The following is a 13,489-nucleotide window of genomic DNA, read 5'->3' on the forward strand; positions in this document are numbered from 1 at the left end:
GTGTCCTGGTGCAGCGGCCGCACGTCCACCGGCCGCGCGCGCAGCATGCAAGGTCAGCGGCAGCACACGCTTGCCGAAGGTGGAGGGTGTGATCTCTCTGCAGACGACCGGCGCAACCCTCCCGCGCGCGGTCACGCGCCCGAACCGTGGCACAGCGTGGTCAGCGCGGCGGCATCGGTGACGTTGGCCGCCTCGCGGGCCGCACCAGCCAGCAGCGTGCGCTGCACGTCGCCCTTGCCCGGCACGCTTTCGATACACCGCAGCTCGTCGTTGCGCCCGTACAGACGCAATTCGCGTACCTGCTTGGCAACGGCGGCGTCCCTGGGCTGCAGCGTCAATGCCCAGGCTTGGGGTCGGCCTTGTCCGCTGACGCGGTACTGCTGTTCCAGCAGTGCACGGTCGCCGGCCAGCAATGCGCCGAAGCCGGATTTCAATCCAGCCAGCTCAGGCACGCGGCTCAACGAAAAACGTCGCGGCGGTTTGCCTTCGCGTTCCAGCACGCCTTCGTCGCCTTGCAAGGTGGTGGTTTCGCGATACGGCGCGCTGACCTCGCGCACCAGCGTCTGCGCATCCGGGCGACGGTAGTGGCCCTGCACGCGCAATGGCGTCTTCAGCAGGGCCGAGCCACGCAGTTCGACGAATTCGGTACTGACCGGTGCCGGGCGTGCCAGGCGCTGCAGCACCTGGCCGACGTCCAGCGCCTCAGGCGGTGCGGCGCATAGCGGTGCGGCGCTGAACAGCAGTATCAGCATCCACGGCAGGGTGCGGCACATCGGCATGATGGGTGTTCCAGAAATCGTAGAAGTTGAACCAGTTGTACGGCGCATAGCGTGTGTAATGTTCCAGCCTGGCGGCGTAATCGCGCATGAGTACCGCCAGCACCGGGGCGCGCTGACGACGCGGCACGTCCAGCCCTTCGCTGAAGGTCTCGAAGGCCAGCTCGTAATGATTGCCGCCGCGATACAGGCCGAATGCCAGCACCACCGGCACCTTGAGCGCGGCGGCGATCAGCCAGGGCGAGGTCGGGAACATCGCGTTGCGGCCCAGGAACATCGCCGGCAACGCCGGGTCGCCTTCGCGCGGGCGATCGATCAGCAGCGCCACCAGCGCGCCGGCATCGGTGGCTTCCTTGATCGCCATGACGATCGAGGTCGCATCCATGCCGGCATCGATGATGTTGGCGGCCAGCTGCGGATTCAGCGCGCCCAGCAGGTCGGTCATGGCGCGGTTGTGCGCCTTGTCCAGCACCACCTTGACCTGCACGTCGGGGCGCTCGGTGGCCAGCACACGCAGCGCATCGAAGCTGCCCAGGTGCGAACCGAAGATCAGCACGCCGCGGCCGCGATCCATCTGCGTGTGCAGCTGATCCAACCCGGTGATGTCCACGCGGAAGCGCTGCATCTGCCCGCATAGCATGTACACGCGGTCCAGGATGGTGGAGGCGAAGGTGTGGATATGCCGCGCCACGTCGCGCAGCGTTGCCTTCCGCCCCAGCACCCGCGCCAGATAGGCACGCGAGGCGGCGCGCTCGGGCGCACGCACCAGCAGGAAGTACAGCGTGATCGGATACAGCAGCGCGCGCCCCACCGCACGCCCGGCATGCCGTGCGATGCCGCGGATCAGCCACAACGCAAAGCGCCCGCCGCCTTCCGGACGCTGCTTCCAGTGCTTGCTCATGCCGCCGCCTCCACCACCAGCTCGCCGCTGACCAGCAGTGTCTGCTCACGCTGCACGCGGAAGCGCCAGCGCGGGCCATCGCCTTCCAGCGTGACCGAGGCGGTCTGCCCGGGCAGCAAGGGCTGCACGAACTTCACCTGCGGCAGGCGCGCGGCTGCGCGCGGACCATGCAGCGCTTCCACCGCCTGCAGCACATGGTCGAGCACGACCACGCCGGGTACCACGGGACGACCCGGGAAATGCCCGGGCAGGCAGGGATGATCATGCGGCACGACGAAATCCATAAGCGCAGAACTCAGATCCTGGGTTGAAGCATTGCAGCCACGGCCTTGTGTGCCTGCTCGGTCAAGCGTTGGCGGTCCGGCGCATCCGGCCCGGTCACTGCGATCGGCGCACCGATCCGTACGCGAATGATGCCGGGACGCACCCTGAACAGACCATCGACCGGCAAGACCTTGCCGCAGCCGTCCAGCGCCACCGGAACCACCTGCACGCCAGCATCGATAGCGGCCTGCAGTAGTCCGGCCTTGAATGGCAATAATGCGCCGCTGCGGCTGCGCGTGCCTTCCGGAAACAGACACAACTGTTTGCCCTCGCGCAGCAGCGCCGCGGCCTGACGGCGCACCAGCGCGCCGGCCCGGCGGCTGTCGCGGTCCAGAAACAGCATGCCGGTGGCGCGCGCGTACCAGTTCACGAACGGCACCTTGAGCATTTCTTCCTTGAGCAAGAAGCGCAGCGGCACCGGCAGCGCGTAGAACAGCGCGCAAATGTCGATGATCGACTGGTGGTTACTCACGAACAGATAGTTCTTGGACCAATCGACCTGCTCGCGCCCTTCCACGATGACGGTGGCGCCCGCGCCGCGGAACAGCACCGGCGCCCACATCCAGGCGCCCATGCGCAGAAGGCGGTCGGTGTCGCGCGTGATCGCCAGCAGCACCAGGGCATAGACAATGCCACCAGCGGTAAACGTCAGCGTAAAGGCCAGTTGCAACAGGTTGAACACGGCCCACGCCAGGCGCGACGGCATCCTTGCCAACGGCATCTTTGTCTTGTCCCCGAAAATATGCACGTACGTCGCTGCCCCTGGCCACGCACTCAGCGCAGCAGATCGCGCCAGAAGTCCGGCCCGAGCCGCGCCATCTGGCGCAAGAAGTCTGGCAGATTACGATAGGGACGCTGTGGAAACCAGCGGCCGCGCAATAGATATTCCCCAACGAAGAACCCGCCAACCACGCCGTAGGCGAGCAGATTGGCGAACAACGAGGCGCGCGCGTCGCTGATCGGCAGCGGCGAGGCGTAGCCCAGCTGCGCCAGCACGCCGCTGGGCTCCGCGCACAGGCCCAGCACCAGGTTGACCAGGGTCAGCGCGCACAGCAGCAGCGCCCAGGCCAGGGTGAGACGACGCGTGTAGCGGTATTGCTCCGGCGTGATCGGCATGCCGGCCTGGCGATACAGCCCTTCGACAATGCGCGTGATCAAGGGCGTGCGCCCACGGCGCAGGCTGCGGCCGAAGAACCAGGCGATCCAGCCGGTGAACACCACCGGCGGCGCGGCCAGCAGCAACATCGCATACGGCGAGTGCCACAGTGCGCTCAGGGCCAGCAACGTCAGCACCGCCAGCGCCCAGGCCCAGGCCCGGCGCGCCACCATCGGTTCGATCAACACCATCAGCACCAGCAAACCACCGGCAATGACGGCCAGCTCAGGCCGGTGGGTGGCGTTGGCCCAGTGCGCCAGCGGCGAGTACGCCACCGCCAGCAACACGCCCAGCCCGAGCACCCACGGCGGGGCGTCGCCGGGCGCTAGCTCAGACGGTCTTGTTGGCTTCGACATGCGCCGACAGTGCGCGCAGCGACGCGAAGATGCGACGGTTCTCGTCGTTGTCCGAGCGCAGCTGGAAGCCGTAGCGCTTGCTGATCGCCAGCGCCAGTTCCAGCGCGTCGATCGAATCCAGCCCCAGCCCGGTATTGAACAGCGGCGCCTCCGGATCGATGTCGGCGGGTTGGACGTCTTCCAGGTTCAGGCTTTCGACCAGGAGTTCGGCCAGTTCACGTTCGGCAGCGGTTTGCGAGGACATCCAGAAGTTCCAGGGTGAGGGTCGGGCAAAAGTCGGCGCAGGCAGGCGACGGCGCGCGGCCATCGGCGGGGCGGGCGTCGCATCGCCTCGTCAGTGTACGTGGTCGTACCTGTCGATTCCGAGCGCCCGGCCCGCGTCGCATCCGGCGATCGCGCTGTCCTTGCATGGTCCTGAGTGGGTGCAGCATGGGCCCGCATCAGTGTCCGGGCCGCCGGTCAGGCTATCATGACTGCTTGACGCTCGCCCGCTGCAGGTTCGTTCCAGGATGACTTCCACTGTTGTTCGCCCCACCCCGACCGCCATGCCGGCAGCCGGGCCGGCCCCCGGACCGGAGTGTCCGGATGTCCTGATCGTTGGCGGCGGACCGGCCGGCTGTGCGGCAGCGATCATACTGGCCGAGCTCGGCTGGGCGGTGACGGTGCTCGAAAAGGCGCAGCATCCGCGCTTTCATATCGGCGAATCGCTGCTGCCGATGAACATGCCGATCCTCGAACGGCTGGGCGTGCTGGAACAGGTGCGCCAGATCGGCGTGCTCAAGCGCGGCGCGGATTTCCCCAACGACGCCGGCGGCTACAACACGTTTCGGTTTTCGCACGCGCTCGATGCCAAGGCCGACTTCGCCTTCCAGGTCCCGCGCGCGCAGTTCGACCAGGTCCTGTTCAACCGCGCACGCGCGGTGGGCGTGGATGCGCGTGAGCAGGTCCTCGTCGAACAGGTGAACCTGGACGGCGAACAACCGGTGCTGCAGGCACGCAGCGCCGACGGCCAGCGCCTGCAGTTCCGCCCGCGTTACCTGCTCGATGCCAGCGGCCGCGACACCTTCCTGGGCAACCGGCTCAAGCTCAAGCGCGCCAATGCCAAACATCAATCCGCAGCGCTGTTCAGCCATTTCCGCGGCGTCGCCCGGCGGCCGGGCGAGGATGCCGGCAACATCAGCATCTATCGGCACGCACATGGCTGGATGTGGCTGATTCCGCTGCCCGACGACATCATGAGCGTGGGCGCGGTCTGCTATCCGGAGTACATGAAGACCCGTCAGGGCGACAGCGAAGGGTTTCTGATGCGCACGCTGGCGCTCAACCCCGAAGTTGCCGCGCGCATGACCGGTGCGCAGCGGGTGGCGCCGGTGCATGCCACCGGCAACTACGCCTACGAATGCACGCGCATGGCCGGGCCGCGCTGGCTGATGCTGGGCGATGCCTATACCTTCGTCGACCCGATGTTTTCCTCCGGCGTCTTCCTGGCCATGCACAGCGCCGAACGCGGCGCGGCGATGGTGGATGCCGCACTGCGCGCCCCGCAGCAGGAGGCCAAGCTGCAGCGCAGGCTGCAGCGTGAACTGGACCGCGGCATCGACGAATTCAAATGGTTCATCTACCGCTTCACCTCGCCGACGATGCGCGCGCTGTTCGCGCAGCCGCAGAACACCTGGCAGCTGGAACAGGCGGTGGTGGCGATGCTGGCCGGCGACGTGTTCGACAGCCCCAAGGTCCGCTTGCGCCTGCGCGCGTTCCGCGCCATCTATGCGCTCACCACACTGTCGATGATGCCGCGCGCCTGGCACTCGTGGCGCCTGCGTCGGCGCCAGGCCAGGCTCGGTTTCGACGGCGACACCTTGCAACGAGACCCTCAATGACCGCTTCCCCGGCCCAGACCGCGCAGCCGCTGCGCCACCCCCGCCTGCAGGTCGATTATGTCGACCAGACCGACCCGAGTGCATTGCTGGCCGACCCGCAGGTGCTGGCGGTGTTCGGATTCGGCAACGCGGCGCCTGGCCTGGACGACCCGCGCTATCTGCGCGTGCCGCTGCAGCCGTACCGGGCCGACGTGCTGGAAGTGTGGCGGACCGATGCGCCGGTGCGCAGTGGCCGTAACGGCAACATCGCCTGGTCCAGCGATGGGCATCTGCAGTTCGGCGTGATCGAGATCGACGAGCAGGATGTCGACATCGAAGAGGCCGCCGCCAAGGCGTATGCGGAAATGACCGCGTTCGTCAGCAGCAGCGCGACACCGCGCCTGCTGCGCATCTGGAACTACCTGGATGCGATCACGCTTGGCAGTGGCGACCGCGAGCGCTATCGCCAGTTCTGCGTGGGCCGTGCGCGGGGGCTGGGAGCGTTCGACACCGCGCAGTTGCCGGCTGCCACGGCAGTGGGCCGCTGCGATGCCGAGCGCATCATCCAGATCTATTGGCTGGCCGCCGCCGATGCCGGCACCCCGCTGGAAAACCCGCGCCAGGTCAGCGCCTACCACTACCCGCGCCAATACGGCCCGCAGCCGCCGAGTTTCGCGCGCGCGATGCTGCCGCCCCCCGGCAGCGACATGCCCCTGCTGCTGTCAGGCACCGCCGCGGTGGTCGGCCATGCCTCGATGCATACCGGCCAATTGCTGGCGCAGCTGGAAGAGACCTTTGCCAATTTCGATGCCCTGCTCGGCGCCGCGCGCCAGCACGCACCCGCGTTGCCCGCGCAGTTCGGCGCCGGCACCCGCCTGAAGGTCTATGTGCGCGAGCAGGACGATCTGCCCAAGGTCGCCCAGGCCCTGGACGCACGCTTCGGCAACGCGGTCCCGCGCCTGCTGCTGCACGCGGTGATCTGCCGCGACGAGCTGGCAGTGGAGATCGATGGGGTGCACGGCTAGGTAAACCACGCCCGCCGCAGATCCTGTCTGCGGCGCCCGACCGCCAGGGATGCGCGACAGGCAGCGTTTGCCGGCTGCACGCGCGCCTGCAACGCTCAGCCGTTGAGCAAGCCCAGTACGGTATCGCGCGGCAGTTTGCCGGTCTCGTTGCGTGGCAGGGCGGCGAGCTTGCGCAGGCGGCGCGGCAGAAACACCGGGTCGACGCTGACGCGCAATGCGGCCAGTATCTGGGCTTCGTCCAGGCTCGGCGCCACCACCAGCGCGGCGATGCGGCCCACCGCCTGGCCGGCATCCGGGGCCAGTTGCACGATGGTGCCGTCGACCACGCCGGGGATCGCGAGCAGGCGGCGGGTGAGATCAGCCAGCGAGGCGCGTTTGCCGGCAATCTCCAGCAAGTCGGCCTGGCGCCCGCGCACCTGGAAGGTGCCATCACTGGCCACGTCCATCATGTCGGCCAGCATCACCGGGGTCGCCAGATGCGGCGCATGCACCAGGGTGCCCGTGGGCTGAGCCTGAAGACGCACGCCGGGCAGCGGTGTCCATGCCGCTTCCAGCGCGGTGCGGCGCACGGCGAACACGCAGGTTTCGGTAGAGCCGAACATCTCGCGGACTTCTCCGCCAAAGCGCGCCTCGGCGGCGGCGGCAATGTCCTGGGTCAGTGGCGCGGTGGCCGACACGATGCCCGCCAGCGGTGGCAGCGCCACGCCCGATTCCACTAATGCACGCAGGTGCACCGGCGTGGTCACCAGCACGCGCGGCGCGGGAATCTCTGAAAGCGCGCGCGCCACATCGTCGGGGAAGAACGGCCGGCCGGCATGCACCGCCAGCTCGGTCACCATCGGCAGCAGCACCGACAGCTCCATGCCGTACATGTGTTGCGGCGGCACCGTGGCCACCACGTGCGGCACCGCGTCGGTCCCGGCCCACAGGCTTTGCAGGGCAACCAGATCCTGCCGCGTACTGGTCAGGAAGCTGCCCCAGGTCTTGGGATTGGGCTGCGGGCTGCCGGTGCTGCCGGAGGTGAAGCCGATCGCCACCAGGGCGTCGTCGGCCAGCTGCGGCACCGCGCCATCGGCCTGCGGCAGCTCGGCCGGCAGCTGCCAATACCGCGGCGGCGCCAGCTCCAGCGCCAGATCGCCCAGACAGTACGCATCGGCGTGACGGGCCTGCACTTCGCCGACCACGGCCGGCGCGCGCGAGGATGGCAGCAGCGACACCTGCCCACGCAGCGCGCAGGCGTAGAACGCGACCATGAAACGGTACCGGTCTTCGCACAGGTTCACCGCGTGCTGGCCATCGGGCAGCTGCTGCGCCAGGCCGTGCACGTGCGCGATGAACGTCGCCAGGTCGACCGACTGCCCCGCGCGCCACGCCAGCGGCCGGTCAGGCGCGCCGACGGCCATCGGGTGGAAAACGGCAGAAGCAGGCAGGCTGGACATGTGCACCGACAATCGCAAAAGCGCGCTAGCTTGGCGGCCACCCGCGCTGCTGGCAAGTCGGGAGGTTTCCGGCAGTGGGACGCGGCCACACCCGGCGGAACAGCTGCCGGATGCGCGCTGCCGGCAAGGCCCAGGACCACAACCGGGGCTGCCGCCGTGATGCGCGCTGGCTGCAACCAGCGACGCCGCACCTCACGCAAGTGCGGTGCCGGTCGGCGCATCCGATGGGGCATCTTTACCGACCACCCGCTCACCTGACGGCTGCCGCCTGAAGCACTGACCACGCGCATTGACCCGACCGCCAGCGGCCGTTTTGCATCGGTTCCCCGTGCACCGAGCCATCGCTGCTGCAACGCGATCGGCGCGAACGGGCATCGCTACGCGACACGCGCATGTCGCTTTCTGCCGCTGGACACCAGCGTCGTGCATGGCCGCACCGGTTTACGCGCAAACGCGCGTGCAGTGTTCGAACGCAACCGCCGCGCCGCGCCAGCCGGCCACCCCCAGCTCCGCACAAACTCGATCAAGCGCAGGTCCGCAGGTCCGCAGTGCCGCAGTGCCGCAGTGCCGCACAGGCAAGCACGCGCGCCCGGCAGACTGAAGCGTCTAGCCCGATCCCGGTACCGCAATCGACAGCACAGAGCGACGTCGTGGCGTCGCATTGCACTGCCCACCATCACCGCGTCGATCATCGCCGTCTGCCGCCGCGCAACAGTCCCGCTCGTCATCCCAGCCCGCGGCGTGGCACCGCCCACGCATGACCTGTGGCCCAAGCGTGCCGCAGAGGCAAGCTGCTAGGCTTGCCTGCTCTTCCGTTGCGCCCGTTGTTACCGATGCCCAGACTGTTGCCGTTGACCCTCCTGCTGCTGGCCGCCACCGCGCATGCGCAGTCCGCCGCACCGCTCACCATCGAACAGGTCATGGCCGACCCGGACTGGATCGGGCCGTCGATCGATCAGGCCTGGTGGCAATGGGACGGCAAACAGGTGCAGTACCTGCTCAAGCGCGACGGCAGCCCGGTACGCGACACCTATCGCCAGAGCACCGGCGGCGGCACTGCCGAACGTGTGGCCGACACCGCCCGCGCCGGCCTGGATGCGGCCAACCCCAGTTACGACGCAACCCGTCAGCGCATGCTGTTTGCACGCAATGGCGACATCTTTCTGCGTGACCTGCGCTCGGGCGCATTGACGCAGCTGACCCGCAGCAACGAGCTCGAATCGCGTCCGCAGTTCGCCAGCGATGGCGGCGCGATCTGGCGCGCGGGCAACAACTGGTACCACTGGCGTGCCGACGGCGGCACCGCACAGGTGGCCGTGGTCAAGGCCGAGCGCGACCCCAACGCCGCGCCCAAGGCCGATGTGCTGCGGGAACAGCAACTGGCCACGCTCGCCACGCTGCGTCGTGACCGCGAGCAGCGCGACGCCTTGCGTACCCAGGAAGATGCCTGGCGCCGTGCAGACGCCACCCGTGCGGCAGCGCCGGTGTACCTGGGTGATGAGGTCGAGATCGTCGACAGCGCCCTGTCGCCGGATGGCCGGCACCTGCTGGTGGTGACGCAGGCCAAAAGCGCCGACGAAGGCCAGGCCGGCAAGATGCCCAAGTACGTGACCGAATCCGGTTACGAGGAATTCCAGGAAGCGCGCACCCGTGTGGGCCGCAACGCCCCGGCCGCGCACACGCTGTGGCTGGTCGACGTGGCAGTAGGCAGCGCACGGCAGCTGTCCTTCGACGCATTGCCCGGCATTGCCACCGACCCGCTCGCCGCACTGCGCAAGGCCGCCAAGCGCGACGCGCTCAAGGGCAACCGCGCCGTGCGGGTGGAAAGCGATGGCGACGGTCGCGGCCCTGCCGTGCACTGGAGCGACGACGGCCGCAACGTGGCGGTGGAAATCCGCGCGGTGGACAACAAGGACCGCTGGATCGCCAGTGTGGACATGGACAACGCCAAGCTGCAGCCGCGTCACCGCCTGAGCGATGGCGCCTGGATCAACTGGGACTTCAACGATTTCGGCTGGCTGCCCGACAACCGCACGCTGTGGCTGCTGTCGGAAGAATCGGGCTATTCGCAGCTGTACACGGTGGAAGGCAACGGCAAACCGCGTCAGCGCACACGCGGCAAGTGGGAAGTGTCGATGCCGGTGCCCAGCGCCGACGGCAACGGCATGTACTTTCTGTGCAACCAGAAATGGCCGGGCGACTACGAGGTGTGCAAGCTCGACCTGCGCAGCGACCAGCTCACCGAAGTCACGGCGTTGAACGGCGTGGAAGGCTTCAGCCTGTCGCCGAACGGGCAGCAGCTGCTGGTGCGCTACTCCGGCAGTTACCTGCCCACGCAGCTAGCCGTGGTACCGGCCACCGGCGGACAGGCCACCGTGCTCACCGACACACGCACACCCGCATTCAAGGCGCAGCCGTGGATTGCGCCGCAGTACGTGCAGGTGCCGTCCAAGCACGGCGCCGGCACGGTCTGGGGCAAGTACTACGGGCCGAAAAATCCCGAGCCGGGCAGGCAGTATCCGATCGTGATGTTCGTGCATGGCGCCGGCTATCTGCAGAACGTGTCCGAGCGCTACACGCCGTATTTCCGCGAGCAGATGTTCCACAACCTGCTGGTGCAGCAAGGCTACATCGTGCTGGACCTGGACTACCGCGCCTCCGAAGGCTATGGCCGCGACTGGCGCACCGCGATCTATCGCAACATGGGCCACCCGGAGCTGGAAGACTATCTGGACGGCCTGGACTGGCTGGTGGCCACCAAACAGGGCGATCGCGCACGCGCCGGCATCTATGGCGGTTCGTACGGCGGCTTCATGACCTATATGGCGTTGTTCCGCAGCCCGGGCACGTTCAAGGCCGGTGCGGCACTGCGGCCGGTGGGCGACTGGATGCAGTACAACCATGAGTACACCTCCAACATCCTCAACACGCCCGAGCTCGACCCGGAGGCGTACAAGACCTCCTCGCCGATCAACTACGCCGACGGCCTGCGCGACCATCTGCTGATCGCCCACGGCATGATCGACGACAACGTGTTCTTCAAGGACTCGGTGGACATGACGCAAAAGCTGATCGAACTGCACAAGGACAACTGGCAGGTGGCGCCGTACCCGCTGGAACGTCACGGGTTCACCCGCGCCGATGCATGGCTGGACGAGTACAAGCGCATCCTCAACCTGTTCAACGCACAGGTGAAGCCGCAGCGCTGAGCCCCCTGCACCTGTTGCAGCAGACGCAGCACGCACTGGACATCGCCCGGCGATTGCAGTGCCGCAGGTGCCGCTCCGCCAGCCAGGCGGCCGGCCACGCCGGCGGATCGGCGCTGGACGTGGCGGCGTGCGCGAGCCACGTCGTGGCCCGCGGTGGTAGCGCCGCCAGCGTGCAACGACCTGAGGCAGACGTTGCCTCGCTGCAGCCAGCCGCCCCGCCTCCGCACGGTTGCGTTGCGCTCACCTCTCCCTACGCAAGGGGCTCTAAGCTTGGCCAAGGATCGACCGCGTGCTCGTGCGTTCGCGCACGGCGCGACGGTCTACCGCGTGACCGGTGCGCCACCGGCATGCCGGCACTTCCCCTTTCCACGGCGCACACAAGGGAGACGCGATGGGCCTGTGGGACCGCTTGTTTGGACGCAAGACCGCCGTGGCGAAGATGCCGCGCGCAAAACCAACCGTCGCCCCGGCAGCTGCCGACGATGCCCCGCAGGCCAGCGTCGACATCGACCCCGCCTTGCAGCCGGCACTGGCCGCGTTTCAACGTGGCGACCATGTGGGCGCCTACAACGCGGCGCAGGCGCAATTGCAGGCCGGCGCCGACGCGCAACGCCTGTGTGCGTTGGCGTTGAGTGCACTGGATCGCTACCACGAGGCCTATCCCTACTGGCTGGCGCTGTACGAGCTGGAGCCGAGCGCACACAACGCATTGCAGCTGGCCACCACGGCGGTGATGTGCAACGAGATCGAACGCGGCGAACAGTGGCTGCTGACGTTCGACGATCTCAACGCGCAGGAGCGATCGACCTCACCGGCCACCGCGCGCACCAGCTTCCTGACCGCACTGACCCGTGCCGGCCACGGTGCACATGCCTTGCCGCACCTGGAGTGGCTGCGCGAAGCCTATGCCGGCATGTCGATCACCGACAGTCATTTCCTGTATGTGCGTGGCCTGCCGTTCCTGGAGGCCTTTCTCGAGCGCAGCACCCCGCTGCTGCGCCAGTGCCTGCCGGCCGATGCCCTGCCCGGCTGGTACGCACAGCTGCAGCCTGCGCTGGACCCGCCGGGGCAGGCCGCGGTCGCCGCGCATATCGCCTCCCTGCAATGAACGCGACAGGGCGCGTAGCACCGCAGCCGCACGGCGGATTCGTCTCGCCGCTGGCATGGATATCGTTGTTGCTGGGCGTGGTCAGTGCGCTGGCCAACCTATTGCAGATCGTACTGATCGCCCTGACGCCGGATGCAGCATCGCTGGGATTGCCCGAAGGCATCACCCTGCCACGCTCCTGGCAATGGCTGATCGACCATGCGCTGTCGCTCTCTGTTGCCGGCATGGTGCTGTCGGCCGCCTTCGCGTGGTTGAGCTGGGCGCTGCTGCAGCGGCGCGAATGGGCAAGAGTCGGTTTCGTGGTGGTGCTCGTGGTGACCGGCCTGCTCAATTTCGGCGGGCTGGCGTTGATCGGACCGTTGTTCGACGTCGTGCAGACGTTACTTCCCGCCGAGGTGCTGCAGAGCCCGGAATGGCCACAGATGCAGGCACGTTTGCAGGCAACCCGGCAGATGGCGTTCATCCTCACCGGCCTGGGCGTCGTGGCAATTGGCTGCGTACACGCAGCATTGGCATGGCGGCTGTGCACGCCAGCCGTTCGCGCGGAGTTCGCCCAGGTGTAGTGGCTGCAGCAGCGCGTCAGTCACCAGCTCGAATTCCTGCCGGCCGCGGTCAGGGCATGACGTCTTCGACATCCGGCGTCTCGCGCTTGGGCGCAGACCGTGGTCCTGCAGCAAAGGCGCCGACGCTCCGCTCTCCGCCTGATCTGCCAGTATTGCGCCATCAGGTAGCGACGACTGCATCGCGCATATCGCGAGCGCTTGGCGATCCTCAAGCTTCCAGTCTGGTCGAGGGCGCGGTGCCCTCACCGCTTGCGGAACACGCCGCAAGTACGTCCATGCAGGCTCGGTGGCGGCATCCTTGCCGCCACACGGTCCCGCAATCGGCGAGGACACCACGCCAGACAGTTAGTTGGTGGTTTTGTTGAAAAGCAAAGGTCACCGCATCGCCAGCCTGATCGTCGCTGGTTGAGATCCATGCACACCGACCAACTCCAGTGGCCCTTGCCCGCCCACCGTCGCGGGACCCTTGGCGGCATGGATGCCGCCACGGAGCTACATGGACGTACTTGCCGCGTGTCCTGCGATGGTGGGCGGGCAAGGGCCCTGCAGCAACGGCGCAGACGGTCCGCTCTCTGCCTGGTCTACCAGTATTGGGCAATCAGGCAGCGACGACTGCATCGTGCGTCTCGCGATCGCTTGGCTATCTTCAAGTCTGTCGAGGGCGCGGTGCCCTCACCGCTCGCGGGACACGCCGTCAACCCGTCCATGGGGGCTCGGTGGCGGCATCCATGCCGCCAACGGTCCCGCAATCGGTAAGGGCACCGCACCAGACA

Annotated in this window: 12 protein-coding genes; 5 read left to right on the forward strand and 7 right to left on the reverse strand. The window is 67.7% G+C overall.

All coding sequences use genetic code 11. From position 1 onward, the window contains the following. Positions 1-131: 131 nt before the first annotated feature. The 6 genes from ABQZ09_RS17050 to xanC are packed head-to-tail and all read right to left on the reverse strand — an operon-like array spanning position 132 to position 3,757. A complete protein-coding gene (locus ABQZ09_RS17050; protein ID WP_349777451.1) occupies positions 132-779 on the reverse strand; it encodes a LolA-related protein in 648 nt (215 codons plus the stop codon). Next, positions 703-1,677 carry a lysophospholipid acyltransferase family protein gene (locus ABQZ09_RS17055; protein ID WP_039404851.1) on the reverse strand — a complete coding sequence of 325 codons (975 nt, stop codon included), beginning with the start codon at positions 1,675-1,677 and terminating at the stop codon, positions 703-705. Before ABQZ09_RS17055 ends, ABQZ09_RS17050 begins: the two co-directional genes overlap by 77 nt. Beyond that, complete coding sequence (locus ABQZ09_RS17060) at positions 1,674-1,961, reverse strand: ApeI family dehydratase (RefSeq protein ID WP_494403621.1); 288 nt, start codon at positions 1,959-1,961, stop codon at positions 1,674-1,676. The genes ABQZ09_RS17055 and ABQZ09_RS17060 overlap by 4 nt, the downstream gene beginning before the upstream one ends. Positions 1,962-1,972: 11 nt before the next feature. After that, positions 1,973-2,722: a lysophospholipid acyltransferase family protein gene (locus ABQZ09_RS17065; RefSeq protein ID WP_228313490.1), complete on the reverse strand. Its 750-nt coding sequence runs from the start codon at positions 2,720-2,722 to the stop codon at positions 1,973-1,975. A 53-nt stretch (positions 2,723-2,775) separates the two neighbouring features. After that, complete coding sequence (locus tag ABQZ09_RS17070; RefSeq protein WP_179456880.1) at positions 2,776-3,459, reverse strand: COG4648 family protein; 684 nt, start codon at positions 3,457-3,459, stop codon at positions 2,776-2,778. A gap of 28 nt (positions 3,460-3,487) precedes the next feature. Beyond that, positions 3,488-3,757 carry a xanthomonadin biosynthesis acyl carrier protein XanC gene (xanC, locus tag ABQZ09_RS17075; protein ID WP_011260626.1) on the reverse strand — a complete coding sequence of 90 codons (270 nt, stop codon included), beginning with the start codon at positions 3,755-3,757 and terminating at the stop codon, positions 3,488-3,490. A gap of 301 nt (positions 3,758-4,058) precedes the next feature. Between xanC and ABQZ09_RS17080 the strand changes: the two genes are divergently transcribed. Next, the gene (locus tag ABQZ09_RS17080; RefSeq protein ID WP_349777462.1) at positions 4,059-5,393 is read left to right on the forward strand and encodes an NAD(P)/FAD-dependent oxidoreductase; all 1,335 of its coding nucleotides are present in this window, start codon (positions 4,059-4,061) and stop codon (positions 5,391-5,393) included. Beyond that, positions 5,390-6,397, forward strand: a complete 1,008-nt coding sequence (locus ABQZ09_RS17085; protein ID WP_349777453.1) for a chorismate transformation FkbO/Hyg5 family protein — start codon at positions 5,390-5,392, stop codon at positions 6,395-6,397. Before ABQZ09_RS17080 ends, ABQZ09_RS17085 begins: the two co-directional genes overlap by 4 nt. A gap of 95 nt (positions 6,398-6,492) precedes the next feature. On the opposite strand, the gene ABQZ09_RS17090 is transcribed toward ABQZ09_RS17085, so the two are convergent. Then, positions 6,493-7,836: an AMP-binding protein gene (locus ABQZ09_RS17090; protein WP_349777454.1), complete on the reverse strand. Its 1,344-nt coding sequence runs from the start codon at positions 7,834-7,836 to the stop codon at positions 6,493-6,495. 842 nt (positions 7,837-8,678) lie between these two features. Here ABQZ09_RS17090 and ABQZ09_RS17095 point away from each other — a divergent pair. The 3 genes from ABQZ09_RS17095 (at position 8,679) to ABQZ09_RS17105 (ending at position 12,716) form a co-directional block, all read left to right on the forward strand. Further along, positions 8,679-11,045: a S9 family peptidase gene (locus ABQZ09_RS17095; RefSeq protein ID WP_349777463.1), complete on the forward strand. Its 2,367-nt coding sequence runs from the start codon at positions 8,679-8,681 to the stop codon at positions 11,043-11,045. Between the two features lie 391 nt (positions 11,046-11,436). Then, a complete protein-coding gene (locus ABQZ09_RS17100) occupies positions 11,437-12,153 on the forward strand; it encodes an SH3 domain-containing protein (RefSeq protein WP_349777455.1) in 717 nt (238 codons plus the stop codon). Beyond that, complete coding sequence (locus tag ABQZ09_RS17105) at positions 12,150-12,716, forward strand: hypothetical protein (RefSeq protein WP_349777456.1); 567 nt, start codon at positions 12,150-12,152, stop codon at positions 12,714-12,716. Before ABQZ09_RS17100 ends, ABQZ09_RS17105 begins: the two co-directional genes overlap by 4 nt. Positions 12,717-13,489: the final 773 nt, after the last annotated feature.

It is taken from the genome of Xanthomonas sp. WHRI 6106 (assembly GCF_040202405.1).
Classification (GTDB): domain Bacteria; phylum Pseudomonadota; class Gammaproteobacteria; order Xanthomonadales; family Xanthomonadaceae; genus Xanthomonas; species Xanthomonas cannabis.

What these genes read in the sequence shown, in the direction of transcription:
- ABQZ09_RS17050 (WP_349777451.1), bottom strand. Translation starts at nt 779, where the DNA reads ATGCCGATGTGCCGCACCCTGCCGTGGATGCTGATACTGCTGTTCAGC.
- ABQZ09_RS17055 (WP_039404851.1), bottom strand. Translation starts at nt 1,677, where the DNA reads ATGAGCAAGCACTGGAAGCAGCGTCCGGAAGGCGGCGGGCGCTTTGCG.
- ABQZ09_RS17060 (WP_494403621.1), bottom strand. Translation starts at nt 1,961, where the DNA reads ATGGATTTCGTCGTGCCGCATGATCATCCCTGCCTGCCCGGGCATTTC.
- ABQZ09_RS17065 (WP_228313490.1), bottom strand. Translation starts at nt 2,722, where the DNA reads ATGCCGTTGGCAAGGATGCCGTCGCGCCTGGCGTGGGCCGTGTTCAAC.
- xanC (WP_011260626.1), bottom strand. Translation starts at nt 3,757, where the DNA reads ATGTCCTCGCAAACCGCTGCCGAACGTGAACTGGCCGAACTCCTGGTC.
- ABQZ09_RS17080 (WP_349777462.1), top strand. Translation starts at nt 4,059, where the DNA reads ATGCCGGCAGCCGGGCCGGCCCCCGGACCGGAGTGTCCGGATGTCCTG.
- ABQZ09_RS17085 (WP_349777453.1), top strand. Translation starts at nt 5,390, where the DNA reads ATGACCGCTTCCCCGGCCCAGACCGCGCAGCCGCTGCGCCACCCCCGC.
- ABQZ09_RS17090 (WP_349777454.1), bottom strand. Translation starts at nt 7,836, where the DNA reads ATGTCCAGCCTGCCTGCTTCTGCCGTTTTCCACCCGATGGCCGTCGGC.
- ABQZ09_RS17100 (WP_349777455.1), top strand. Translation starts at nt 11,437, where the DNA reads ATGGGCCTGTGGGACCGCTTGTTTGGACGCAAGACCGCCGTGGCGAAG.
- ABQZ09_RS17105 (WP_349777456.1), top strand. Translation starts at nt 12,150, where the DNA reads ATGAACGCGACAGGGCGCGTAGCACCGCAGCCGCACGGCGGATTCGTC.